This window comes from Pseudovibrio sp. W64 (assembly GCF_001623145.1).
In the GTDB taxonomy this organism is placed as follows: domain Bacteria; phylum Pseudomonadota; class Alphaproteobacteria; order Rhizobiales; family Stappiaceae; genus Pseudovibrio.
Map to the genome: position 1 here is coordinate 1 of NZ_LMCI01000047.1, position 25,695 is coordinate 25,695.

The 25,695-nt window shown below is 51.8% G+C and carries 20 protein-coding genes, 1 pseudogene and 1 riboswitch; of the genes and pseudogenes, 10 read left to right on the forward strand and 11 right to left on the reverse strand.

All coding sequences use genetic code 11. The annotated features are described in order from the left end of the window. Window positions 1-78: 78 nt before the first annotated feature. From PsW64_RS25660 to PsW64_RS25675, 5 genes and pseudogenes are all read right to left on the reverse strand, one after another. Window positions 79-1,611, reverse strand: coding sequence for a nitrite reductase (locus PsW64_RS25660; protein ID WP_063289350.1), 1,533 nt, complete (start codon window positions 1,609-1,611; stop codon window positions 79-81). 116 nt (window positions 1,612-1,727) lie between these two features. Beyond that, window positions 1,728-2,147: a cupredoxin domain-containing protein gene (locus tag PsW64_RS25665; RefSeq protein WP_063289351.1), complete on the reverse strand. Its 420-nt coding sequence runs from the start codon at window positions 2,145-2,147 to the stop codon at window positions 1,728-1,730. 205 nt (window positions 2,148-2,352) lie between these two features. Beyond that, a complete protein-coding gene (locus tag PsW64_RS28295; RefSeq protein ID WP_275078098.1) occupies window positions 2,353-3,546 on the reverse strand; it encodes an ethylbenzene dehydrogenase-related protein in 1,194 nt (397 codons plus the stop codon). Between the two features lie 36 nt (window positions 3,547-3,582). Further along, window positions 3,583-4,059: pseudogene (locus PsW64_RS28300) on the reverse strand (NapC/NirT family cytochrome c); the annotation flags it as partial. A 265-nt stretch (window positions 4,060-4,324) separates the two neighbouring features. Beyond that, window positions 4,325-5,998, reverse strand: coding sequence for a cytochrome D1 domain-containing protein (locus tag PsW64_RS25675; protein WP_208981039.1), 1,674 nt, complete (start codon window positions 5,996-5,998; stop codon window positions 4,325-4,327). 519 nt (window positions 5,999-6,517) lie between these two features. On the opposite strand from PsW64_RS25675, the gene PsW64_RS25680 reads away from it, so the two are divergent. The 7 genes from PsW64_RS25680 (at window position 6,518) to PsW64_RS25710 (ending at window position 15,517) form a co-directional block, all read left to right on the forward strand. Continuing rightward, complete coding sequence (locus PsW64_RS25680) at window positions 6,518-8,488, forward strand: beta-galactosidase (protein ID WP_082831223.1); 1,971 nt, start codon at window positions 6,518-6,520, stop codon at window positions 8,486-8,488. Window positions 8,489-8,575: 87 nt separating this feature from the next. Next, complete coding sequence (locus tag PsW64_RS25685) at window positions 8,576-9,730, forward strand: ABC transporter ATP-binding protein (protein ID WP_063305466.1); 1,155 nt, start codon at window positions 8,576-8,578, stop codon at window positions 9,728-9,730. A 13-nt stretch (window positions 9,731-9,743) separates the two neighbouring features. Then, complete coding sequence (locus tag PsW64_RS25690; protein WP_063305467.1) at window positions 9,744-10,982, forward strand: ABC transporter substrate-binding protein; 1,239 nt, start codon at window positions 9,744-9,746, stop codon at window positions 10,980-10,982. Between the two features lie 21 nt (window positions 10,983-11,003). Then, window positions 11,004-11,948: a carbohydrate ABC transporter permease gene (locus PsW64_RS25695; RefSeq protein ID WP_063305468.1), complete on the forward strand. Its 945-nt coding sequence runs from the start codon at window positions 11,004-11,006 to the stop codon at window positions 11,946-11,948. Continuing rightward, window positions 11,941-12,753 (forward strand): carbohydrate ABC transporter permease, encoded by an 813-nt coding sequence (locus tag PsW64_RS25700; RefSeq protein ID WP_057464118.1) that lies wholly within the window; start codon window positions 11,941-11,943, stop codon window positions 12,751-12,753. Before PsW64_RS25695 ends, PsW64_RS25700 begins: the two co-directional genes overlap by 8 nt. 3 nt (window positions 12,754-12,756) lie before the next feature. Further along, a complete protein-coding gene (locus tag PsW64_RS25705) occupies window positions 12,757-14,469 on the forward strand; it encodes an amylo-alpha-1,6-glucosidase (RefSeq protein WP_063305469.1) in 1,713 nt (570 codons plus the stop codon). A gap of 7 nt (window positions 14,470-14,476) precedes the next feature. After that, the gene (locus PsW64_RS25710; protein ID WP_063295065.1) at window positions 14,477-15,517 is read left to right on the forward strand and encodes a LacI family transcriptional regulator; all 1,041 of its coding nucleotides are present in this window, start codon (window positions 14,477-14,479) and stop codon (window positions 15,515-15,517) included. A gap of 7 nt (window positions 15,518-15,524) precedes the next feature. Here the strand turns inward: PsW64_RS25710 and PsW64_RS25715 are convergent, their stop codons facing one another. Genes PsW64_RS25715 through thiC form a run of 6 tightly spaced genes read right to left on the reverse strand, consistent with a single transcriptional unit; the run spans window position 15,525 to window position 20,780 of the window. Then, window positions 15,525-16,490 carry a HesA/MoeB/ThiF family protein gene (locus PsW64_RS25715; RefSeq protein WP_063295066.1) on the reverse strand — a complete coding sequence of 322 codons (966 nt, stop codon included), beginning with the start codon at window positions 16,488-16,490 and terminating at the stop codon, window positions 15,525-15,527. Then, window positions 16,487-17,080 carry a thiamine phosphate synthase gene (locus PsW64_RS25720; protein WP_063295067.1) on the reverse strand — a complete coding sequence of 198 codons (594 nt, stop codon included), beginning with the start codon at window positions 17,078-17,080 and terminating at the stop codon, window positions 16,487-16,489. The genes PsW64_RS25715 and PsW64_RS25720 overlap by 4 nt, the downstream gene beginning before the upstream one ends. After that, window positions 17,080-17,847: a thiazole synthase gene (locus PsW64_RS25725; RefSeq protein WP_063305470.1), complete on the reverse strand. Its 768-nt coding sequence runs from the start codon at window positions 17,845-17,847 to the stop codon at window positions 17,080-17,082. The genes PsW64_RS25720 and PsW64_RS25725 overlap by 1 nt, the downstream gene beginning before the upstream one ends. A gap of 1 nt (window position 17,848) precedes the next feature. Beyond that, window positions 17,849-18,046 (reverse strand): sulfur carrier protein ThiS, encoded by a 198-nt coding sequence (gene thiS / locus PsW64_RS25730; protein ID WP_063295069.1) that lies wholly within the window; start codon window positions 18,044-18,046, stop codon window positions 17,849-17,851. Then, the gene (locus PsW64_RS25735; protein ID WP_063305471.1) at window positions 18,043-18,984 is read right to left on the reverse strand and encodes an FAD-dependent oxidoreductase; all 942 of its coding nucleotides are present in this window, start codon (window positions 18,982-18,984) and stop codon (window positions 18,043-18,045) included. The genes thiS and PsW64_RS25735 overlap by 4 nt, the downstream gene beginning before the upstream one ends. Next, window positions 18,981-20,780 (reverse strand): phosphomethylpyrimidine synthase ThiC, encoded by a 1,800-nt coding sequence (gene thiC / locus PsW64_RS25740; protein WP_063290932.1) that lies wholly within the window; start codon window positions 20,778-20,780, stop codon window positions 18,981-18,983. The genes PsW64_RS25735 and thiC overlap by 4 nt, the downstream gene beginning before the upstream one ends. Window positions 20,781-20,895: 115 nt before the next feature. Then, window positions 20,896-21,016, reverse strand: a riboswitch (TPP riboswitch). A 183-nt stretch (window positions 21,017-21,199) separates the two neighbouring features. Between thiC and PsW64_RS25745 the strand changes: the two genes are divergently transcribed. From PsW64_RS25745 to PsW64_RS25755, 3 genes are all read left to right on the forward strand, one after another. Beyond that, window positions 21,200-23,167: a hypothetical protein gene (locus tag PsW64_RS25745; protein WP_063305472.1), complete on the forward strand. Its 1,968-nt coding sequence runs from the start codon at window positions 21,200-21,202 to the stop codon at window positions 23,165-23,167. A gap of 166 nt (window positions 23,168-23,333) precedes the next feature. Beyond that, window positions 23,334-24,281, forward strand: a complete 948-nt coding sequence (locus PsW64_RS25750) for an N-acetylmuramic acid 6-phosphate etherase (protein ID WP_063305611.1) — start codon at window positions 23,334-23,336, stop codon at window positions 24,279-24,281. A gap of 131 nt (window positions 24,282-24,412) precedes the next feature. Next, a complete protein-coding gene (locus PsW64_RS25755; RefSeq protein WP_063305473.1) occupies window positions 24,413-25,669 on the forward strand; it encodes an ABC transporter substrate-binding protein in 1,257 nt (418 codons plus the stop codon). The last annotated feature ends 26 nt before the right edge of the window (window positions 25,670-25,695 follow it).

The window sequence follows — 25,695 nt, forward strand, 5'->3', positions numbered from 1 at the left end:
GGTCGCTCCGCCAGCAGCCCGTTACGTAGGCATAGGTTCAGAGTATGGGAGGAAAACACGAGGGGGATAAGTTTATCTTTAGTTTTCAGGTGATCCAACACCTGCAATCCTGTTGCCGATGTTGTACTTGCCGCGAGGCTTTCTCATGGGCAGACGCCGCACTTCTTCCAGCGTTTGTGCATCATAAACAATGACAGCCCCATCCTCTTCCCAGACAGAAACCAAGGCGTACTTGCCATCCTCTGTGAACTCCACATGGGCCGCACGGGAGCCTTTTTGAGGGCGCAGGGTCTTTACAATCTCAAGGCTCTGCTTGTCTATCACCTGGATCGCGTCTTTGTCTGGACCAAAGAAAACATCTACCCAGACATAGGGTGAGTTCTCGTGCGTCCGGGTGAAGAAGCCGGAGCCGAGCATCTCAATCTGTTTGATAGTCTCCCATGACTTCATGTCCACAATGGAGACCAGCGGTTCTCTCAGATGCGGGGTGGCCATGACGGTTCGCTCACCCATCTTCCAGGTAGAACCTGAGCCCAGATGTGGCAGACCTTCCAAGTCCAGATCAGCAATCTTGTGTCCGATAACCAGATCAACCACCTGTCCACCAATGCCACTGGGGGAAGCACCCATCACGTATTCATCACTTGGGTCGAGATAGAAATCTTCAACCAAACTTTTGACAGTGATCTTGCGCAAAGGGAACGGGTCTTTGTTAGGCGCAGGCCCCTCAACACGCCAGTCATGGGCAAATCCGTAATGCGGTGGATTGGGGCCATAAAACACTTCCCAAATGGAAGGCGCATCCTTCAGCGCCAACACAAAGCTCTTGCGTTTGGCGGCGAGGTAAACAGCGGAGACACGGCTTGGTGTGCCGTCCTTGCCTTGAACATGCTCTAGTTTCTGTGGGCTCAAATCATCAGCGGAGAGAATAACAAAGGTGTTGGGCAGATAATTCGCCACGGCAATCCACTTGCCATCGTGGCTCAAAGCAATATTCCGGCTGTTCAGCCCGGCACGAATACGGCTCACCTCCTGTAACGCGTAAAGGTCATACTTTAGGATCCAGCCATCGCGGGACATGATGTAGACATAGCGCCCATCAGGTGAGAACTTGGGCTGCCCGCGTGTCCCGAACGGAATCTTGAAACGCGTCAGAACCTCGAAGCTGTCGCCATCCACCACGCTGACAGAATGGTCCAGCGTCTCCACGACCAATGTCAGGTTCATCGGGTCGGCAGACCAGACAGGCTTCACAGTCGCTTTGTAATCATCGTTGGCAATCAGGCTCGCGGAAATCTGCTCCATAGTCCATGTCGGTGCAGGCTTCAATGGCGTCTTAAGAAAAACGCTGAGTGCATCAATCTCCTGGTCGCTCAGGACATCCTGAAAGGACGGCATCTCAGTTGCGTTTCGCCCGCGTTTGATTGTGTCTTGCAACGCCGTGCCGCGCAGACTCCCCAAAGTTTCAGGAAGCAGAGCCGGACCAATCAGGCCCAAACGGTTCTCACCGTGGCACTCTACACAGTGCCTTTGATAAAGAGCGGCAGGGTCGGCAAGGCAAGCAGATGCTGAAAGAACAGCCGAACCAAGAGCAACAAGGAGCCTGATCATTGAATAAACTCGAATTAGGGGAAAGTACCTCTGAAGCGCAATCACAGTGCTGGTTCAAAGCCACGCAAAAACAAAGGCAAAGCAGTTCATGTGTTTCATCTTAAATGCGAACTGCTTTAAGGTGTGACGGTCACCATGCCGATCATCTTCTGCGTTTCCCAATGCGGACCACACAGATATTGCTGCGATCCCGCGCTCAGGAAGGTGAACTCGAAGACCTCTTCAGGAAACAAGCGATCGGATTCTTTCTCACCCGCCTCATTCAAATGAACGGTGTGGCTTGTCCGCTTGTCAACATTCACCCAGCGTACGGTGGTGCCAACAGGGACAGAAAGCTTTTCTGGGCAGAACCGATACTTGTACATCTTCACGATTGTAACGCCATCTGCCTCAGCTGCCGGATGTCCAAACATATCGACATAACGAGCTTCTGCTTTTGCGCACAGTGCAGCAGCTTTGTCATCCGCCGCAACGGCAGGTGTCACCATCAAAAGACCCAGAAGAAGTGCGGAACAGTGAAGAAATCTTGAGTACATGAAGCGCCCCCTTGCAAATGCATATCCAAAAATCACGTACTATTATTGATAAGGATACGCTCGGAAAAACTTAGAGCAAGTTCTGCATATCTCTGAAAAATGGAAACCGGTTTTCGGATAAAGATACGCAAAAGCAAAAGAATAAAGGAGGATCCAGCCTCCAGAAAAAAAGGTGGCCAATTACTCGGCCACCCTTTGTGTTTTTTTAGCGCCCTACCACATTGATTTGGGCAGTTTCGTCATCCAGTGCCAGACTGGTGTTCAACGTCACGTGGTGGAAACGTGCAGCTGAGAAGTCATCATGGATAGCAAAGCCAACTGTGTAGGTCTTGCTAGCTTCAAGCGGCACATCGCCTGGCTTGTCGCTTGCCAGCGGACGGGAGAAGACCACAGTCCACATACCAGCAGAGAGCTTGGCAGAAGCAGTGATATCACCGTCGTTTTGGACGCGACGCTCAAGCAGGTAGCCATTGGTTGCGGAACCGTCCGCATAGACGCGCATCAGATCCATGAAGGTACCATCAGCCAGCAGCTGATCGAGTTCCTCAGCTGATTTCAGCTTGTTCCAACCACCTTGAGCCTTACCACGACGACCTTTGATCTCGACCTTTGTCCGGGTCTCACTCAGGTACTTCTGGATGGACTTCTTGGCTTGCAGCATCTCAGCAACATCACCGGAAGCAGCGATTGCTTCTGGACCCGGATCAAACGGCATGTAGGTGTTGTCTGCATGGCATGTTGCCCAGCAACCAACCTGTTCACCCATCTTGATACCGGTGCCGGTGATCATCATGGCAACCTTGATCTGGTTTTCAGGATCCATCTTGCCACCGTCAACAAATGGTGCAGGTGCATGAGGAGTATCTGGCCATTGCAGGCGGAAGTAGACATTCTCATCATCATGAGCAGCCTGCATCGTTGCGTTGATCACACCACGCTTCCCAGGAATTGGGGTCGGCTCGGTGTTGTCAGTGCCTTTGACGATCTTGTTGCCAATGTTGTTCAGCTCTTTCGCATGACAGGTTGTGCACTGGTCGCCACCCTTTGTCAGCGGACGAGCACCACCGTGCTGCTTGCCGTTCTGCACAAACTCGAAGGAAGCCTGACCAGGGTAGAACAGTGTCATGTCTACGCTGTCCACACCGCTCCAGTCGATGTTGGCACCAACAGTGTCGCCTGCATCAGCAGCAGGTGCTTCACCGGCAGCTTTTGCACGTTCTTCAGCAACGGCTGCGTCAACAGCAGCTGCAATCTGAGCCTGTGTAGCTTCCTGCTGTGCTTTCTTCGCAGTGCTTGCAGCCTCAGCTTCAGCAGCTTCTTTGGCTTCAATGCGAGCAAGGCTCTCCAGATACTCTTTCGGAATCTCGCGAACGTAATTCTGGTCAGGAGCTTCAATCATCTCCAGATATTCATCAGATGCGCGGTCACGAACGTTCTTATGCGCAATACCTTTATGGCAATCGATACAGGTCTGCCCTGTTTTCATTGCATTCAGGTGCTGCTGACGTGCGCGTGGCTTCTGGAACTCCGGCATCATGGATTCAAAATCATGACAGTTACGGCATTCACGAGAGTCAGAAGATTTCATCCGCGCCCATTCGTTTTTGGCGAGGTGCAGACGTTTCTTGTCAAATTTCTCTGGTGTGTTGATCGTGCCGACCAGCTTGCCCCAAACTTCTTTGGATGCCTTGATCTTACGGATGATCTTATGTGTCCAGTCTTTAGGAACGTGGCAGTCTGAGCAAACTGCACCAACGCCTGACCGGTTTACGTCGTGGATAGTGCCCTGATATTCCTGATAGACAAAGTCATTCATCTCGTGGCACGAGACGCAGAATTCTTTTGTGTTTGTGGCTTCCATGACGGTGTTGAAACCGCCCCAGAAGATAATGCCGACGACAAAAGCCCCCAAGAGGCCAGCAACCGGCATTCCCCATAGGAAATACCGGCGCCAGATCGGCTTTTTCTTTTCCGTACCGTTGGACTGGGTCATTTCCAGGCTCCGTTTTGGATTTTCTGTCGACCCATCCTTGTCGGGTCGTGTGCGGTCGGCTTTCAAGATACGGGGAGCAAATCCGTCATCTCCGACTGGTGTCCAGCCGTTGCAGTCTCGATACCGCTGATAAAAAAGAAGGGCGGGCGTGGTGCCCGCCCCTCAAAAGGATCGTTAGATCACATTAGGTAACGTGGTTCGAACGGATGTGAACGTTGAACTTGCCGGTTGGAGCGTAAAGGCCCTTAATCCGGGTTTTCTCTTCAAGGGTTTCTGCGTCGTAAACAACGATTTCACCGTTTGGAGCAAGAGAGTCGCCCATGTTCCAGTTGGATACCCAAACTTCAGAACCATCTGCGTTGAACTCGAAGTGAACAGCGGCATTGCCCTCTGTTTCGGTGATGGTGATTGTTTTCACAATCTCACCGGTTTCTTTCGAGATCACCTGAACAGCCTGCTGAATTTCAGGATCTGGGTGTTTGGTCTGGTCAGCCCATACGTACTTGGAGTCTGGATGTGTACGGATGAACAGGCCTGGGCCGTCAGTTTCAACTTCGTAACACTTCTTCCAAGCTTCATCAGGACGTCCTGCTGGGTCGTTCGCCCAAACAGAAACAGTACCAACGCCGAGGTGGGTTGTACCTGCAACCGGACCACACTTAGGATCGTTCCAGTTAGCACCTGGACCTGGGTGTGGAAGAGCAGCAACGTCGATCATAGCTTCGAGCTTGCGCTCTTTGGTGTCGACAACAACCATTTTGTTCGATGCATTAGCAGCGATCTGGAAGTAACGGCCTGTTGGATCGAAGAAGCCGTCATGCAGGAACTTAGCGGAGTCGATTTTGTCGATACGAAGGTTGTCGATATCGGAATAATCAACCTGCCACATCTGGCCAAGTTCTTTAACAGCAACCAGCCATGTAGGCTCATTTGGAGTTGTGTAGATAGCAGCAACGCGGCTTTCTTCTACATAATCTCCGTCCACGTTCACGCCGCGGGTTGAAACAACCTTAAGCGGTTCCATGGTCACTGCGTCAGAAATCACGAAGTGTGGAGGCCAGTAAGCACCACCAATGATGTATTTGCCATCGCCGGATACGGCAACGTCACGTGCATCATAAGCAACGGTAACTTCAGAAACGAGCATCTTATCTGGTGTCTGCCAGAGGTCGATTTTCGTCATCTTGCCGTCACGGCCCATGGTGTACCAGAAACGACCTGGATTCTCAGGCTCTGCCAGTTTGTGGTGCTCGGATGCTTTGATCACGTGCACTGCATAACCGGTAGGAATATGAACCAGAACTTCTTTGGTGTCGCCGTCGATGACTGCAACTTTACCTGCATCACGCTCGATAACAACGAAGAAGTTTTCCCAGTTGCGGCCATGCATAGGCTTGGTTGGGTAATCTTTTTCTTCGACGTAAACCTTGCGGGTTTCCCTCATCTGAGCAAGTGACATCTCAGGTGGTTTTGGCGGATCCAACATAATGTAGGTCGCCATGTCCTTGATTTCTTGCTCGCTCAGGATTTCCGAGAAGTTGTTCATGCCGCCTTCTGTGCCCCAGGCGATGATCTTCTCAAGGCGTTCCTGACCTAGCTGAAGGGTACCACCTTCAGTGACGGTGCCGTCTTTGCCTTTTTTCTTCCAATGCGGCTCAAGGTTTTTACCTGTCGCGCCCTTGCGCAAAACGCCGTGACAGCCTGCGCACTGCTCAAAATAAAGCTGCTTAGAACGTTCAAAGGCTTCTTCGCTCAGTGTTGGACCTTCAGCAAATGCAGGTGCAGCTGCACTACCAAGCAACATCGCGAAGCCGGCCGCTAAAGCGTACCCTGACCCACGTCTCTTATTTTGTAACATTCTCAATCTCCAATGCTGGTGAGACGAGGTCACAGTGAATTGAACGGCCGCTGTCCTCCTTGACTAATGTTAAGCAAGAAAACTTAGAACCCCGCCCTGAAACATCACGCCCCAAAAAACCGCCGAAAACTCCCCATTTAGCCAAACTTGCGACAGAACGTCTCAACCAGGCTTTTCATTCAGTGGACAATAACCATGCGATGAAGAGGCGTTGAAACAGCCTTGAGCTGGAAATCGGCATTAAAACAGATAACGTATTGAAGTAATTGACTTTAATTTTATGAGCGGCTGTCGTGTGTGGCAGTCAAGGAGAATGACGAACGATCGTTCAACTGATTCTTGCTTTTGAGACTCCAGTTTTGCGTACTCCCAAAAACAGCCCCACAGACTCGCACATAGTTTTCAACTTCGGTTAAATTAAACGTTTATATTTTGTGGCGCTCTCTGATATATCTCTAGTGTGGGTGATTCCTTGAGCGTCACTTTTTGAGAAATAGTCGTTGTATTGAGGCGTTTTGAATGTTGGAGTTGGGGACCTGTTATTATCCTGAGCAATGGCCAGAAGCCATTTGGGCTGATGATGCGTATCAGATGGTTGAGCTTGGGTTGAAATGGGTACGTATTGCTGAGTTTTCGTGGGCTTTGGTTGAACCGGAGGAGGGGAAGTTCGATTGGGCTTGGTTGGACAGAGCTGTCAACGTGCTCGGTCAAGCAGGGCTGGATGTTGTTATGTGTACACCAACCGCAGCGCCTCCCAAATGGCTCATCGATAAGCATCCAGAAATTCTTCCCGTCGATGAAAACGGAGTAACACGAAAATTTGGAGCGAGGCGTCACTACTGCTTTTCAAGCCCAATTTATCTTGAGTATGCGACAAAAATTGCGGAAGCATTTGCTCAAAGATATGGTCAGAATCCGTATGTCAAAGCCTGGCAGATTGACAACGAGTACGGGGATCACGACACAATTCATAGTTATTCGCCAGCAGCGAAGCGGGCCTTTGGCAAGTGGTTGGAGCGCCGTTATAGCTCAATCGAACAGCTAAACGAGGCATGGGGAACATGCTTCTGGGGTATGAAATACTCCGCATTCTCTCAGATTGAGCTGCCGAACAATCTGGTGGAGGAGCCAAGCCCAACTCATTTGTTGGATTACTATCGCTTTTCCTCTGATCAGGTCGTTAAGTTCAATCGGGCTCAAGTAGATACCCTTCGAAAATTTGTTGGAAGCTCGCCAATCACGCATAATTTTATGGGCCACAATGCGGACTATGATCATTATGCCGTTGGTGCGGATGTCGACTTTGCCTCTTGGGACAGCTACCCCATGGGTGCACTTGTCTACTCGCCGAAGGAAGATGCTGAGAAAGCAAAGCTTCTGCGGGTTGGTTTGCCAGATCAACCTGCGTTTAATCATGATCTGTATCGCTATGTTGGCAAAGGTAAAGCCTGGGTGATGGAGCAGCAACCCGGACCTGTGAACTGGGCGAAGCATAACCAATCTCCTCAGGATGGCATGATCCGCCTTTGGACGTGGCTGGCTTATGCGCACGGCATTGATGTTGTCTGTTACTTTCGTTGGCGCCAATCAAAATTCGCGCAAGAGCAATTTCATACAGGTCTTCTCTTGCCGAACAATGAGCCCGATCAGGCTTTTAGTGAAGTGGCTCAAGTTGCGAACGAGTGCAAACTGCTGCCCGAAGCCGGTGAAAAGCCAAAAGCACAGGTTGCGCTTGTCCTTGATTATCCATCTCGATGGGCAGCTCGTACCTTGCCTCAGGGAGCTGACTACTCCAGCGCGAAAATTGCGATGGATTGGTACGCAACACTCTCCAGGATGGGCGCGGATGTCGATATCATTGGCCCGCACTCCGATCTCAGTGATTACAAGCTGATCATCCTCCCGGATATGATCATAGATAATCCGAAATTTACTTCGCGATTAAATGAGGCAGCCGCCAAGGTCTTTCTGGGGCCGCGCTCTGGCAGTAAAACTGAACACATGCATGTTTCGGAGCCTTTGCCACCAGGCAGCCTCAAAGAGCTCATCCACCTTGATGTTGTTCGGGTGGAGTCTTTGCCTCGTTACAATCAAGATCAGTTTGTTTTCGAGGGGGAGCGTGGAAATGTTACCAACTGGCGGGAGAGCATTAAGGCCTCTGAGGAGGTCTTAGGACACTTCAAGTCAGATTATCGCGATGGGCATCCGGCATTGGTTGGTAATCAGAAATGCATCTATGCAGCGGCACACGTTGACGATGCTTTACAGGAAAAAATAGCAACTTATCTTGTGAAATGGGCGGACGTTGAGTTGCATGCAGGTCTACAAGAAGGCCTCCGTATTACGTGTCGCGGACAACTTAAGTTTGCGTTCAATTTCACCAATGAAATAAAATATCTGAAGCTGCCGGAAGCGGCGGTGATCTATGTAGGGGCAGAGCACATATCGGCCTTTGGAGTTGTAATCTGGTCAGACAGTCCGATTGAGTGAGTAAGGCGATCAAAACAAAAGTAGCTTTACATATAAAATTAAACGTTTATATTTTGAGTGGCCTTGCTCAGCTTCGGGGGGAGATCCATGGCAGGCGTAGATATCAAGCAGCTTTACAAAAGCTTCAGCAAGACAGAAGTGCTCACCGGGATCGATCTGAGTATCCGGGATGGAGAGTTCGTCAGCTTCCTTGGTCCGTCTGGATGCGGAAAGACGACGCTCCTGCGTTCCATTGCAGGGCTTGAAGAGGTGTCTGGTGGCTCTGTCAGGTTGGGAGAGCGTAACATAACGCAGTTGCCGCCTGCAAAGCGGGATATTGCGATGGTGTTTCAGAACTACGCGCTCTATCCGCACATGAACGTCTACAAGAACCTGTCTTTCGGTCTTTCCTTAAATGGTGTCCCTAAAGTGGAGATTGAAGAACGAGTACAGACTGCCGCACGAATTCTGCAAATTTCCGACCTTTTGAAACGCCGCCCAAGACAGCTTTCGGGTGGTCAGCGTCAGCGCGTGGCTATTGGGCGTGCCATTGTCCGTGATCCTAAATTATTTCTCTTGGATGAGCCTCTGTCCAATCTGGATGCGGGTCTCAGAGTGAGCATGCGGGTGGAACTTGCCAGTCTTCACCGCCGTCTGGGTGTGACAATGATTTACGTCACGCATGATCAGGTAGAAGCAATGACGCTTTCTAGTCGTGTCGTTGTCCTGAACAAAGGTGTAGTGGCACAGTTCGGTACACCGCTTGAGTTGTTTTATGCTCCGCAAAACCTGTTTGTTGCCGGTTTCATCGGTTCACCCAAGATGAACATGATGAAAGTAAATGCCAATGCTATCAATGAGATGAGTATCGTACTCACATCAGAAAGCATCTCTGGCTCTATTTCGCTTCAGTTAAGTGCTCCCGTGCAACAAGTCCCCAACCAGCCTCACACTTTTGGTATTCGCCCAGAAAATGTGGGGCTGGTTGAGGAAGCCGAGTCTCATATGAGCGGCAACGTGGAACTGGTCGAGCGATTGGGGACAGAAAGCCAGGTTCATGTTTGTTTGGACTCTGGTCAGGGGCTCACGGCCGTCACCAGAGGAACGCATCCGGTCAATATGGGCGACAGGGTCCATCTCAATTTTCCAGCAGAGCACTGCCATCTTTTTAGTCCTGAGGGGGAGGCCTATCCACGCAAGTTGGATGGGGAAACGCGTTCATTGATTGAACGTCAGGAGACTGCAGCACTTTGCATTGCATAGAAGGAGGAGAGGAATGAAAAAGCGTCTGAAACAATTAGCGATGGTGACAGCAGTTACCTCAATGGCTTTGGGAGGAGCCAGTGCTGCATTTGCAGAAGAGGTGCTCCGCTTTGCAACATGGAACAGCAGCGAGAACCTCGCTATTTTACAGGAAATCTCAAAGCGTTTTGAAGCTGCAAATCCCGGCGTAAAAGTGCAGGTAGAATCCTACGGTGATGGCTATGACAAGAAGCTCATTGCAGCATTCGGGGCCGGAAACCCACCTGATGTCATGTACATGTGGAACTACCCTAAGTACTACAAGTCTCTGATGCCTCTTGACGAGTTGATGGCGCGTGATGCTGAGAGCATGGATCTTGAGGATATTCCTGCGGGCCTAATCAATACCACGCGGATAGAAGGCAAGGCCTACGGCATTCCTGCGGGCTTCACCACTCATGTCGTCTTCTACAACAAAGATATGTTTGAAGCTGCTGGTGTTGCCGAGCCAAAAACAGGATGGACTTGGTCAGATCTGCGTGAAAAAGCCGCGCAATTCCGCGACAAGGGCAGTAAGACCTATGGTTTTGCTGTGGAAGCCAAGCCAGATCCATATGACTATGAGCAGTTCTTCTGGTCCAACGGTACGCGCTTTATTGCGGAAGATGGTAGTTCAGTTGATGGATACATGAACAGTCCGGAAGCTGTCGAAGTGCTGACCATGTTTGCTGAAATGGCGAAAAACGAAGAGGCAACGGTTCTCGGCATTGGTGATAGCATCTCTGGCTCTGCACTCTTTAAAGGTAGCAAACTGGCCATGTTCCAGAGTGCTATGTGGTCCAAGGGGGGCATTGACAAAGCAGGCATAAACTATGGCGTTGCCATGTTACCTGCGTTTGGTGACAAGCCTGTTCATTCATCAATCGGCGCCTCTGCTATGTCCGTCGCGAAGGCGACGAAAAATCCTGAGCTGGCTTGGGAATTTGTTAAATTCTACGCCTCCCCAGAGGCCGTCAAGTTGCGTGAAAACGACTTACCAATTCGCACAAGCGTCGCTGAAGAGATGAACCTCACAGCTGACCCGATCTACAAGCCATTTTTTGAAATGCTGGCCCTTTCTGATCGGGAATCCAACGCGTTTCTCAAGCACAAAAACTGGAGCAAGATCCAGACTAATCTTGAACGTGCGATTGAGGCAACCATGATCGAAAAAGGTAACGCTAAGAAACACTTGGACAGTGCTGTCGCGCGCTCGAAGCGTCACCTGAAATAAGAAATGTTGGGGGAGGGAGAGATGTCTACATTGGTCGTGCAGGATGAAGTATCCGAGGAGCGGCATCGCTTCATCGAAAAGCTAACACCATATCTATTCATCTCTCCCTGGATCTTGGGCTTCCTGTTCTTCACATTGGGGCCGCTCATCTTCTCGTTCATCATGAGCTTTTATGACTGGCCTGTGGTGGGAGAACGTACATTTGTTGGGCTACAGAATTACGAGGTGATGCTGACAGAAGATCCGCTGTTCTGGGACAGTCTCTGGATTACCGTCAAGTTCGGTCTGTTCTTCGTGCCATTTAATGTGATCCTTGGATTATTGCTGGCTGTACTGCTCAATCAGAAAGTCTTTGGCACAGGCGTCTTTAGAACGATCTTCTATCTGCCCTCGGTAATCTCCGGCGTTGCGCTGGTAACCATCTGGGCGTGGATCTACAGCCACGAATACGGCATCCTGAACTTTCTACTTGGATTGGCAGGTATCGAAGGGCCGAATTGGTTGGGGGATCCAAACTGGTCGCTGCTGGCTATCGTGATTGCATCTCTTTGGGGCCTGGGCGGCACCATGCTCATATTGCTGACTGGCCTGCAATCCATCCCAAAAGAACTTTATGAGGCGGCCAAAATGTCTGGTGTGCCAGCGTGGGCACGACTTATCTATATTACCATCCCAATGCTCTCACCCATGCTGCTTTTCACTGTGATCACGTCGATCATCTCAGCCTTTCAGCAACTCACAATTGCGCTGTTGCTTACCGGTGGTGGACCACTGGAGAGCACCTATTTCTTCGCCATGTACATTTACGACAATGCCTTCAAGTATTTCGAGATGGGTTTTGCTGCTGCAAACTCATGGGTTATGTTCCTGATCATTCTTGTCCTGTCCATGTTGGTCCTGAAATCATCTTCCGCATGGGTTTACTACGAAGGGGAGATGAAGAACTTGGAGGCAGCTGATGACTAGAGCTCTCACATATGGCGCCCTGCTGTTTCTCTCAGCAATGTTCATCATACCGTTCTATTGGACATTCATCACGGCAGTAAAAAGCATTGGCGAGCTCTATCAGTTCCCGCCAGTCTTCTGGCCCGATGAGGTTATGTGGGATAATTTTGTCACCGCTTGGTTCAAGCAACCATTCGATGTCTATCTCAAGAATTCTGTGATTGTGGTGATCCTTTCCACCATCGGGCAATTGTTTTCCTGCTCTCTGGTAGCCTTCGGTTTTGCCCGCTTCAAGTTCAGAGGCCGTGACGCTATTTTCGTCCTGTTGCTCTCCACCATGATGATCCCGTGGGATGTGAAAATGATCCCGCTCTACATGGAGTTCAACATGCTCGGCTGGATCAACACGCTCAAACCACTGATCGTTCCGGCCTACTTCGCAGATGCGTTCTTCGTGTTCCTGCTGCGCCAGTACATCATGACTGTACCCATCGAGATTGACGAAGCCGCCCGCATGGATGGTGCCAACTCCTGGCAAATCTACTGGCGTATTCATCTGCCGTTGATGATGCCCGCTCTGGTGCTGGTTGGCACGTTCCACTTCATGAACGCGTGGAACGACTATCTCGGTCCGCTGATCTATCTGAACGACCAATCCAAATATACACTCACGCTGGGCCTTTCCATGTTCAAAGGTCTGCATGAAACGGACATCACGTCCATCGCGGCCATTACTGTGGTTCTTTGCATCCCGCCGCTGATCCTGTTCTTTTTTGCGCAGCGCTACATCATGGACGGCTCAATCGGCTCCTCGGTGAAAGGATAAGGCATGACGCTATTTGACTTCGACCAGGTGCCATTCTCCCGCCACCAGCGTTTTACAACGCTCTCCATGATGCGCGGCCGGGATGATGAACAGCACTGCTATCTACGCTATATTGCTGGTGGAGATGAACGACCAAGCCTGGGCCGCTTGTGCAAGCTGGAGTTTCTGAGCAAGGATGGCACAGTACTCACCCCTCAGTTCACGCTGTCTCCACATCGTCTGGATGTTGATCTGTTCTCAAATGAGAGAAAGCAGGGATATGTCAGCTTCTGCATTGGTGAGGGAGAACTGCTACATATCAAAGGGCAGGGCGTCTTACTGAAGTTCGCCTTGGAAGGCTCCCGTTATGATTACGCTTTCCAACACCCCAACGGAGACCAATGCATCGTTGCAGCAGGTGAAAACCTGCGCCTGACACCGTTCACAACAGTTGGCAATGCTGTTGTTGAAGGCAACTGGCGCCGCGATCATGCAGACAACGTTTCCCTGATCTTTTCTGGAGAGCAGTTTGAAGGTGGTATAATCCTTCACCGCCGCCTCTGTCCTGAAGTCGAGAAACAGTCCTTCGAAGAAGCTCAGGCAATATCTCGGCAAGCCTTTTTCAACTGGCATGGCAAGCAAGACCAAAGTGAAGCGGAGCAACTCGCCACCTACCTCCTTTGGGCAAATACTGTTCCTGCAGAAGGAGTGCTAACGCATCCGTCTACCTACATGTCCAAGAACCACATGATCAATATCTGGAGCTGGGACAACGCCTTTTCTGCAATCGGGCTTGCTGGTATCGATCCTGATCTGGCATTTAGTCAGTTCGCTGCAATTTTTGACTGGCAAGATGACAGCGGACTGCTGCCAGATTTTGTGCACGATGCTGGCACTTCCTTTGCATTCACAAAACCACCCGTCCACGGTTGGGCACTCCTGCACATCTTTGAAGCCTATCGTGATTGCTTTAACTCAGAGCAGCTCGTGTATCTCAGAGACAAGATGGAACGCCAGCTCAGCTATTGGCTCACGCATACACGCGCAAATGAACAGGAGCTTCCCAGCTACTTTCACGGCAACGACAGTGGCTGGGACAACGCCAGTTTCTTCGATCACGGCGGTCCGGTCGTTGGACCAGACCTACCAACATTCCTATGCCTGACAGCCACCTGCATTGCGCGGCTCTACCGCACATCAGAAGACCCGAATACCGCGAGTAAGTATGATTATGTCAGTAAGCAACTGAAAGACCTGATGATAAACCAGTTATGGAACGGCAAGACCTTCGAGTTCCGCAAACCTGCTCAGCCAGACTTGGTCTTGTCAGACACTAGCCTGGCGCAGTTTATGCCTCTTCTGCTTGGCAGTGATCTGCCAAGAGAGATTGCAGGCAAACTCATAGAAAGGTTCAATACTCAGGGCTTTCTCACTGAATGGGGACCTGCTACTGAAAACCCGCAAAGCACGTATTATGAAGCCGATGGGTATTGGCGTGGGCCAATATGGGCTCCAACGACATTACTGATCTTTGACGGTTTATGCTGGCAAGGCGAAATCCGGCTGGCTCACGAGTTGGCAAAGCGGTTCATGAAAACCTGCGAGGCCTCAGGAATGGCGGAAAACTTTGATGCCTTGACTGGAGCCGGTCTTCGCGACAAAGCCTTCGCTTGGACATCTGCCGTTTATCTTCGTTTTCAGAATGTGCTTTCCAAAGCGCAACTGACCCCAGCTTGAGTACCCCATGGCGCAAAGACCGACGATCAAAACAATTGCTAAGGAAACCGGGCTTTCAACGGCAACAGTATCGAAAGCACTAAATGCCTCACCGCAGGTGCGCCCACGCACACGTGACAAAGTACTGCAAGCGGCTAAAGAGTTGGGATACGAACTTAACATTAGTGGAGTTCAACTCCGGACTGGCAAGACCTATCAGATAGCCATGATCACAGTCATTGCATCACCTGATGATGACGAATGGGCAGGTGTTGGTTACACGCAGCTGATCAGCGGAATATCCCGTGCAATTGAGCATACGCCTTACAGAGTTGTGCAGCATCAGGTTGCCAGTTTTGATGATAGCTTTGAGGTTATAAAACGCATCGTTCAAAACAAAAAAGCCGATGGAATCATCATCTCCGGGACGAGAGCAAATGATCCGCGCATCAGCTTCATGCAGGAGCAGGACTTTCCGTTTGTTACCTACGGAACCAGTGACGCCAGCGCACCCCATGCCTTTGTTGATACCGATAACCGCCGTATTGTGACGATCTGTGTTGAGCGTTTGCTCTCCAAAGGTCATCGCCGCATCGCGATGATCAATGCCAGAGAAGAGTTGAACTATACTCAAAACCGTATTGAGGCTTACAAAGCCGCACTGTCAAAGGCGGGCCAGACATTCGACCCTTCACTGCTTGCTTACGGGCGCCTGACACCGGCCTTCGGACGAGAACAGCTTTTTGAAATGTCCATGTTTGATGAGCCGCCGACTGCCTACATCTGTGCCAATGAAGCAACCGCAATGGGAGTTCTGTCAGGCTTTCAGGTGCGTGGTATGGAACATGGCCGGGATGCTGTCGTTATTGCGACAGATGACCTGAACGTGTCGCAGTATTTCTCACCGCCAATTACAACATGTTATCTCCCGATATCAAAGCCGAGCGAAACGCTGGGCAAGTTCATGCTGGACTTAATTGGCGGTGAGGATCCTATCAATCTCCAAAAGCTGTTCGTACCAGACCTCATTGAGCGCGGCGCAGATACCTGCAACTTGGAGAGACAGTAAGGGCTCTTCAGCCGCTCCCATCTGCAATCAGAGCAACATCCCTATACCCTTGCTTTGCAAGCGCCTCTGCACCGCGCCATGCGCGCAGGCCTGTGCGGCAGCAAAGGGTGATGCGGTGTGCAGGGTTAAAGTTGTGCTGGCCAAGTTCATCGGAGGCAAGGCGCAGTGCGGTATTGCAGACAGGTTGGGGGGCTTCCAATGCATCTCGAAGCTCAATCACTACGTCGTCCTGCCTCAGTTCACTAACTGAGATAAAGGGTGCATGCCAGTCCGGTTCTTTGGCGTTGAGAAACGAAAAGCCACCGAACTTAAATCCCTTAAAATCCACTGTGGTGAGACGACCCAATGGGCTGGGAGAAAAGTCCAGCAGCACCGCTAAAGTCATTTGTGCCTGTATGGCTCCGATGCTGCCGACCGAAGGGCCGAGGACACCCGCACTGGCGCAATTGGCAGAGTTGGTTGGTGGGGAGGGGAAGACAGCTCGCAGTGATGGCGCACCACCACAAAAACCTCCGAGATAACCGGAGGTTCCAAGCGCAGAGGCTGAGATAAGCGGCTTGCCTTGTCGGTAGCACTCATCTGAGAGCGTGTAAGAGGCTGCAAACGTATCTGCAGCATCCACGATGATATCTGCCTGAGCAATCAGTCCGCCCGCATTCGCAGGTTCCAGAGCAATGTTAAGGGCGTGTAGCTCCACCTCTGGGTTGTATCCATGTAACCGAGCTGCTGCGGCATAGGCCTTGCTCTCCCCTACATTTGCCGGTGAATACAAAGGCTGTCGATGCAGATTGCTCTCTTCAATCACATCGGGATCAACAATGGTGATAACGCCCACACCGGCACCGGTAAGATATTGCAGGACAGGGCAGCCTAAACCGCCAGCACCAACAACGAGGACATGAGCGGATAGCAACCGCTCTTGCCCTGCGGTTCCAACTTCTGGCAAGAGCATCTGGCGGTCATAACGTGTCATTGCTTACAAGCCTCCACCCATTCCTGAGTTCGGGCAATCGGATCGTGTGCCTGTAAAATGTCTGTCACCACTGCAGCGCTATCAGCACCAGCTTCAAACACACCGGCAAGTCGCTCCGGCGTTAACCCACCTATGGCAACAAGAGGCGTCTCGCCAACCATCTGTTTCCAGCGGCTGACACGCTCCAAACCTTGTGGAGCCCACTTCATTTTCTTCAGCTTGGTTGGATAGACCGGGCCCAGAGCGACATACTCGGGCTTGAAGGAGAGAGCACGATCCAACTCGGCCTCATCATGGGTGGAAAGACCAAAGCAAACACCAGCCTTCTGGAGTGCAGCAAAGTCAGCACTGTCCATGTCTTCCTGTCCAAGATGAACGAAATCACAGCCAAGCTCTAATGCCAGCTCCCAATAGTCATTGATGATTAGTTGAACACCATGTTGATGGCAATAATCACGAGCCTGCGCAATGTGCTGTCGAATAACCTGTTCAGGTTGGTCTTTGATCCGTAGTTGAACAAGCTTCACGCCGTGAGGGACAAGCTTTTCAATCCAGTCCGCGTCTCCGGCAATCAGATAAAACCGTTCCATCAGATCAACTCCGCCATGCCAAGGGTTGGGGTAGAGGGAACCGCCATGTCGCGCGGGTCCATAGGGTCTGCGATGTATCCATTCCGCCCTGCGTCAATTGCCTGCGCCATAGCCTGCGCCATCAAAACCGGGTCACCCGCTTTGGCAACTGCGGTATTGAGCAGAACAGCATTCATGCCAAGCTCCATTGCACGCGTGGCGTCAGAGGGACGCCCAATACCAGCATCCACGATCAAGGGTACATCCGGAAAATGCGCTCGCATGGCCCGCAAGGCCTCAGGATTTCGCAGGCCCTGACCAGACCCGATGGGAGCCCCCCATGGCATCAGCAGTTCGCATCCGGCTTCCAACAGCTTTTCGCCAACCACAAGATCATCAGTCGTGTATGGAAACACCTTGAAACCATCTGCACAGAGAAGCCTCGCAGCTTCGACCAACCCAAACACATCGGGCTGTAAGGTGTCTGAGTTGCCGATAACCTCTAGCTTGATCCAGTCAGTTCCAAACAACTCGCGAGCCATCTGTGCAGTAACAACGGCTTCTTGCACGCTATGGCACCCAGCGGTGTTGGGCAGAATTCTGCAGCCACTATCTTTCAATAGCCCCCAGAAACCAGCCCCAGAACCGTCAGCGGTTTCGCGTCGCAAAGAGACTGTGATGATCTCTGCCCTGCTGGTCTCAATTGCTTTTTGTAGCACAGCAGGAGAAGGGTATTGCGCTGTCCCGAGCAACAGCCGGGAACTGATGTCTGTACCATAAAGCTGCATGTTACCCTCCCTGCATAGGCGCAAGAACTTCCAGTCGATCGCCTTCTGAAAGGGATGTCTCAGAGTAGTCCTCACGAGGAACAAACCGGCCGTTCAAAGCCGTCGCAACAGCGGGGCTGGTGAACTCCAGCTCCGTAAGAGCATCCTCCAACGTTTCGTTGGTGACCTCGCGTGGTTCCGCATTCACGATGATCTTCATGCGCAAGCCTCCTTCAAAAGATGTTGTGCTGCTTGCTGTACCAGTGCTGGTGCAAGCAAAAAGCCGTGGCGGTAAAGCCCGTTGAGGTGGAGAGACCCGTCATGCTCGACCAGTCGAGGCAAGTTGTCTGGAAACGCTGGACGCAATCCCGCTCCAATTTCAACCACACTGGCCTCGGCAAAGGCAGGGTGAATGGCAAAGGCTGCGCTCAGCATTTCTGTAAGGGATCGTAGGGTGGGGGGACGGTCTGAGTTACTCTCCACCATGGTCCCGCCAATCATGAACAACCCATCAGCCCGCGGCACCAGATAAAGCGGCATACGTGGGTGTAAGAGCCGGATGACACGGGAAAGCTGAACCTCAGGACAATGCAAAATCGCCATCTCACCGCGCACAGCCCGCAAGTCAGGAAGGCTGGATGCGGTTGCTGTGCAATTGAGATTGACCCGCGCAGGTGCAGTCCTTCCATATTGGATCTCTACCCCAAGCTCCTGAACAGCACCTGTCAGATCAGCCAGTGCCTGCCGTGGATCCAGATGCGCTTCCTCTTTAAAAAACAGCCCGCGCTCAAAGCGTCCAGCCAATGCTGGCTCCAGCTCTGAGATCGCTTGACCGTTCACCTCGGTAAAGTGTGAGGTCCGCCGTGCAAAGCGGGTCAGCTCGGCCTGATCGCGCGGCGGAGTAACCACCAGCGTTCCGTGCCGGGTCACAGGCGTTACCTGAGACCACCAATCAGCGGCCTGCACCCCACATGTAACAACGTCTTCTTCTGCGCTTTCACGCTCGCAAAACGGAGCAAGCATGCCGCCGGCAAACCGTGCGACACTGCTTTCGCCCGGTTTAGCGGATTTTTCAAAGATAGTGACGGATGCACCGCGCTTTGCCAGCTCATAGGCGGAAGCCAGCCCCGCAAGGCCAGCTCCTGCAATCGTAATCACTGCTCTGTTCCTTCAAGTGGCAGATACAGTTTACCGCCTTCCCGGAACTTGGCCGCCATAGCCTCCATGCCTTCCTTCTGCGCTTCCGCGCGGATGTCATGGGAGATCCGCATAGAGCAGAACTTCGGTCCGCACATAGAACAGAAATGAGCCACTTTATGCGCATCTTTCGGCAACGTTTCATCGTGGAACTCTCGCGCAGTATCCGGATCGAGAGAAAGGTTGAACTGATCCTCCCAACGGAATTCAAAGCGTGCACGGGACAAGGCATCATCCCGGCGCTGGGCACCCGGCAATCCTTTCGCAAGATCAGCGGCGTGAGCTGCAATCTTATAGGTAATCACACCGGTTTTCACATCATCCCGGTCCGGCAACCCTAAATGCTCTTTCGGTGTCACATAGCAAAGCATGGCGCAGCCAAACCACCCGATCATCGCAGCACCGATGCCGGAGGTGATGTGATCATATCCGGGCGCGATATCCGTGGTGAGAGGGCCAAGCGTGTAAAACGGTGCTTCATGGCAGCATTCCAGCTGCTTATCCATGTTCTCTTTGATCTTGTGCATGGCCACATGACCCGGGCCTTCAATCATCACCTGACAATCCTTGGCCCATGCAATCTTGGTCAGCTCCCCAAGCGTCTCCAACTCGGCAAACTGGGCTTCATCATTTGCATCTGCAATGGAACCCGGACGCAATCCATCACCAAGAGAAAACGCCACATCGTACTGGCGGCAAATATCGCAGATCTCGTCAAAGTGCTCATAGAGGAAGCTGTCTTTGTGATGATGCAGACACCACTTCGCCATGATGGAACCGCCACGGGAGACAATCCCCGTCACGCGATTAACGGTCATCGGCACCATGTGAAGGCGCACGCCAGCATGGATGGTGAAGTAATCAACCCCTTGCTCTGCCTGCTCAATCAACGTGTCGCGGAAGATTTCCCAAGTCAGATCTTCCGCAACTCCATTCACCTTCTCAAGTGCCTGATAAAGCGGGACGGTCCCAATCGGTACAGGACTGTTGCGGATGATCCATTCACGGGTGTTGTGAATGTTACGACCGGTAGACAGATCCATCACCGTGTCAGCGCCCCAGCGGATCGACCACACCATCTTGTCGACTTCCTCTTCCATGGAGGAGGTAACAGCAGATGTACCCATATTGGCGTTGATCTTGACCAGAAAGTTCCGCCCGATGATCATCGGCTCACTCTCAGGGTGGTTGATGTTCGACGGAATGATCGCGCGGCCAGCTGCCACTTCATCACGTACAAACTCTGGTGTTACATAATCTGGAATGCTCGCACCCCAGTCATTGCCACACCGCTCTTCTGCAACCGCTTCCCGCAACTGGTTTTCGCGGATGGCGATAAACTCCATCTCCGGTGTGATAATGCCAGCGCGGGCATAAGCCAGCTGGGTGACGGCTTTACCGTCCTTTCCGCGCAAGGGGCGAGGCTTCACCGGAAACTCAGGAACAAGCCGGTCGCCTTTCACAAAACCATTGTCTTCAGGTTTAATCTCGCGGCCATCATACTCCTCAGTGTCACCGCGCACCTCAATCCACTTGCGCCGTAGAGCAGGCAAACCTTCAGAAATATTCGTTGTTGCCGTTGGGTCTGTGTATGGGCCGGAACTATCATAGACTGGCAGCGGTGGTTCACCTGCTGTCGGGTGAACGCTGATTTCGCGCATGGGCACAAGCACGTCTTCGTGCAAGCTGCCACGAACATAGATTTTGCGCGCTGCTGGCAAAGCGCCTGTGGTGATGGATGGGTTCGGCGTCGTCATAATGGTGCTCCTCAAGTTCATAACTCGAAAAAGACACCAGATGAGTTTTGGCTGGGAAACGGCAGAAAGAACTTCTGCTGCTAAGATCGCGGTTGTTACACTGGCCCTTCAAACAGGCCCCGCGACCCGTGCTTCCTACGCCAGTATCAACTGGGTCAGGTTCTAAGGGTCGCGTCGCCGAGCTTGCGCTCTGTCAGCCTCTCAGTCTCCTTGGTGAGACTCCCCTGCATACATGATTTTGCTAGAACGATTATGAACTAGTGTCAAGGCAGGTTCGGTTCAGGCGAGGTTCAGAAATCTTTTGTAAGTTGGATTTTATGAGAGGGGAGTCGCTGACACTTATTGGATTTTGCGGTTTGCGTTCCTATCTCTCATCTAAGAATTTCACATCTGGATATCGCGAAAAATAATATCAACGAATGCTTGAAAACTATTCTCTCCCATCCGTTTTAGCTGGCCCGATCTTGCGTCGACTGGAAACCTCACGTTTAACATTCTGGCTCGCAGTGCGCGCTCCAGCAGATGTGAAACTGGATTTGCTCCCACAAGGTGGTGAACCGCAAACCTACGAGCTGACGAAAGCGCAAACTGAGGTAAACCTGATCTCAGCAGGGGTACATCTCCACTACCTCCTGATCGATCTACCTCTCCAAAGCCCTTTACCGCATGATACTTGGATCAGCTATCGCCTCACTCTGCGTATGGAGGATGACGAGGAGGCTGGTTGGCAGGATCATTCCGTATGGGCGCCTGATCTCTGCTATGAAAATCAGGAGCTTCCCGGCTTTCTGCTAAGCTCAAAAGTTTCCTCGCTCCTGCACGGGTCCTGCCGCAAACCACATCACGAATCCGGCGATGGTCTGGTCGCAGCCGATCAGTTTCTGGCAAAGCACATCAGAGCTGAGAAGGGCACCAAAGTTGATAAGGAAAAATGGCCAGCTGCCCTCGTGATGAGTGGCGATCAGATTTACTCAGATGATGTTGCTGGCCCCATGCTGCGAGCTATCCATGGGCTCATCGAAAAACTCGGCATCACTGAGGAACAGCTGGCAGGCTTGGAAAGCAAAGTGCCTGCAAAGGCATCAGATTTCTACCAACACGGCGACACCTACTACCGCCGCGAAAAGTTTCTCCCAAGTCTGGAAAAGAACCGAAAGCTCTGGCTTGTCTTGTTCGGTGGCGTAGAAAAACCGATCTTCACTGCTGATCACGCCCATAACCATCTGATCACACTTGCTGAATTCTTGGCAATGTACCTCCTTGTCTGGTCACCAGCGCTATGGGATCTGGTTGAGACAGATGCACCCGAAGGACTGACACCAGAAGAAGCAGCGCTCTATGAGAGCGAACAGAAAATCCTGAAGGAGTTTGTTGCGGGTCTCAGCCAGGTGCGCCGCCTGTTTGCCCATCTTCCGGTTGCGATGATCTTTGATGACCACGATGTCACTGATGACTGGAACCTCAACCGTGATTGGGAAGAGACCGCCTACGGCCATCCGTTCTCCCGACGGATCATTGGCAATGCCTTGTGTGCCTATATGCTCAATCAGGGGTGGGGCAACCGACCTGAAGCGTTCTCAGGTGGAACACTTGAAGCGATGACGCAAGCTGTCACGGTGCCCGGCACAAATAGCTACGATGAGTTTCTGGAGCATCTCTTCGCCTTTGAAAACTGGGACTATCACTGGGAACTAGACCCACCACTGCTGGTGTTGGATACGCGCACACGCCGATGGAGATCAGAGCGGGCAGGGTATCTACCCTCGGGTCTTCTGGACTGGGAAGCGGTCACAGATTTACAACGATCTCTGCGCGGAAAAGACGCCGTGCTACTCGTCTCAGCAGCTCCGATCTTCGGCGTAAAGCTGATCGAAACGCTGCAGAAGCTGCTCACGTTCATGGGCAAGCCGCTCATGGTGGATGCGGAATACTGGATGGCACATCCGGGAACGGCAGATGGCATTTTGAACGTGTTCCGCCACCGCAAAACGCCAGATCGTTTTACGATCCTTTCTGGTGATGTGCACTATTCCTTTGTTTACGATGTCGAGTTACGCGGACATTCTCGTGGGCCTGACATCTGGCAAATCTGCAGCAGTGGCATCAAAAACGAGTTCCCGGCCAAACTGCTTGATAAACTCGACCATCTGAACCGCTGGCTCTATGCGCCTCGCTCTCCCTTGAACTGGCTCACCAGACGGCGCGGCATGAAGGTTATTCCGCGCAAACCTGTGGGCACGCATCATGGTCGACGCTTGCTGAATGCAAGTGGCATTGGATTAGTTGAGTTTGATGAACACGGCGGCCCAGATCAAATCAGCCAGTTGCTGCCTGATGGACGTCAGGTCGTCTTTGTACGCCGCGAAGAAGAAGCACGCTGGGATTGACCAAGAAAAAACTAGGTCCAAAACAATACCTGTGGTCTGCAATTGTCACAGGTAACTGTTAGAAATCTATTGGGATTACGCAATTTGCGGGTCTTTTCTAATATATCATTGCCATATCGTGAGTTGTTGGTATGCTATTGGTATCAGGGAGAGTCTCGTGTCCAGCATATCCAAAAAAGTGGGGTTTCCAGAACATTCCAATCCGCAGGAGTGGCGTGAAACTGAGCAAAGATCTTCACGTTATGCAGGCTTGGAAACATGGGGGACTGACGAAGTCCTCAAAGCCTTGCTGGGGGGGCAAATGCAAGCTCTCAACGCTGTCTGGTCTGCGTTGGGAGAGCTGGAAGCCGCAGTTGATGCTGCTGCCCAAAGATTGCAGGGAACCGAAGGTAGACTTGTGTACGTCGGCGCAGGTACTTCAGGCAGGCTTGGCGTTTTGGATGGCATTGAACTCATCCCCACATTTGGCTGGCCAGAGCATCGCTTGATCTATGGTCTGGCAGGTGGCGAAGCTGGATTGTTACGCCCGCAGGAAGGCGCTGAGGACAGCGAAGAAGCAGGCCGTGCTTTCATTTTAGAGAACAATGTCGGCGCTTCTGATGTCGTCTTGGGTATTGCAGCAAGCGGCACCACACCTTTTACCCGCTCTGCCATTCAAACCGCCAGAGGCGCGGGGGCTCTTACAATATCACTGGCGAATAATCCGCAAAGCCCGTTACTGGCCGATGCTGAGCATGAAATCCTTTTAAGGACAGGTCCGGAAGTGTTGGCAGGATCAACCAGATTATCGGCAGGAACCAGCCAAAAGGCGGCACTCAACCTATTTTCTACAGCGCTCATGGTCCGGTTGAAGAAGGTGTATCGCGGTTACATGGTGGATATGCAGCTGACCAACATCAAACTGGATCAGCGCGCCAAAGACATGGTGGTCTCACTCACCGCTTGCTCGCAGGAAAAAGCCGCAGCTGCCCTGCATGAAAGTGACAGTCAGATCAAGCTGGCTGTCTTACTGGTGCTGGGAGCAACAAAGCAACAGGCCATCAACGTATTGAATGAAACTCAGGGAGATTTGGGAGAATCTCTTCGGGTGCTTGGGTTACATCAACCTGATTGATTTATGCGCGCATTGCGATCCGTTTAGATCGTAATGTGCCAACAGGAATATTCGCCCGCTGGGGGGCAGGCGAGTTGCGATACCGACGGTTTTTCAAGGCGGTATTCGATTATTTGTTATGGGAGGAAATAATGAAATACTATTTGTCATCAGGCATTGCTGCATCCCTGCTTTTGGGCTCCGCATCCTTTGCTTTTGCTGCTTCAGAACTGACAATTGAGAGCTGGCGTAACGACGACTTGAGCATCTGGCAGGAAACCATTCTGCCTGCGTTTATGAAGGCGCATCCAGAGGTCAAAATCAGATTCTCGCCAACCGCTCCAACTCAATACAACGCTGCACTGAATGCAAAGCTGGAAGGTGGAACCGCTGGTGATCTGATCACATGCCGTCCGTTTGATGGGTCGCTGGATCTTTACAGCAAAGGTTACCTGAAGAACCTGCAGGGCATGGCAACCCTCGACAACTTCCCGGATTCAGCAAAAGGGGCGTGGAGCACAGATGATGGCAGCGCAACCTTTTGTGTGCCAATGGCCGCTGTGATCCACGGCTTCATCTACAACAAGGATGCTTTTGCTGAAGTCGGTGTTGAACCACCGAAAACTCAGGCAGAGTTCATAGCTGTTCTCGATAAGATCAAGGAAGACGGCAATTACATCCCAATGGCGATGGGCACGTTGGATCAGTGGGAATCCGCTGCAATGGGCTATCAGAATATTGGGCCAATGTACTGGAAAGGTGAGGAAGGCCGTAAGGCAGTCGTTGCTGGCACCGGCAAGTTGACGGATGATGGCTGGGTAAAGCCGTTTGAAGTGCTGGCAAGCTGGGGGCCGTACCTTGGGGATGGCTATGAAGCTCAATCCTATCCGGACAGCCAGACCCTGTTCACACTGGGGCGCGCTGCAATCTATCCATCAGGCTCTTGGGAAATTGCAGGCTTCAACCGCGATTCCGACTTCGAGCTTGGCGCCTTCCGGCCACCTCTGCCAGCAGAGGGGGACAGCTGCTACATCTCAGACCACACTGACATCGGCATTGGCCTGAATGCAGCCTCGCCAAATTCTGAAGCTGCCATGAAGTTCCTTGAGTGGATGGGCACCAAAGAGTTTGCAGAACTCTATTCCAACGCTGTGCCGGGCTTCTTCTCCTTGTCCAAGCATGAGATCTCGCTCACTGATCCACTGGCGGACGAGTTCATCTCCTGGCGTAAAGACTGTCAGTCCACCAACCGCTCTGCGGCACAGATCGTTTCTCGCGGTACTCCAAACCTCTGGAACGAAATGTGGGTCGTGTCTGCAAACGTCATCAATGGCAAGCAGACACCTGCGGATGCAGCGAACCAGCTTCAGAAGGGGCTGAGCGCCTGGTACGAACCTCAGATGGATTAAGCCATCTCTCTGACTGAACACAAAAT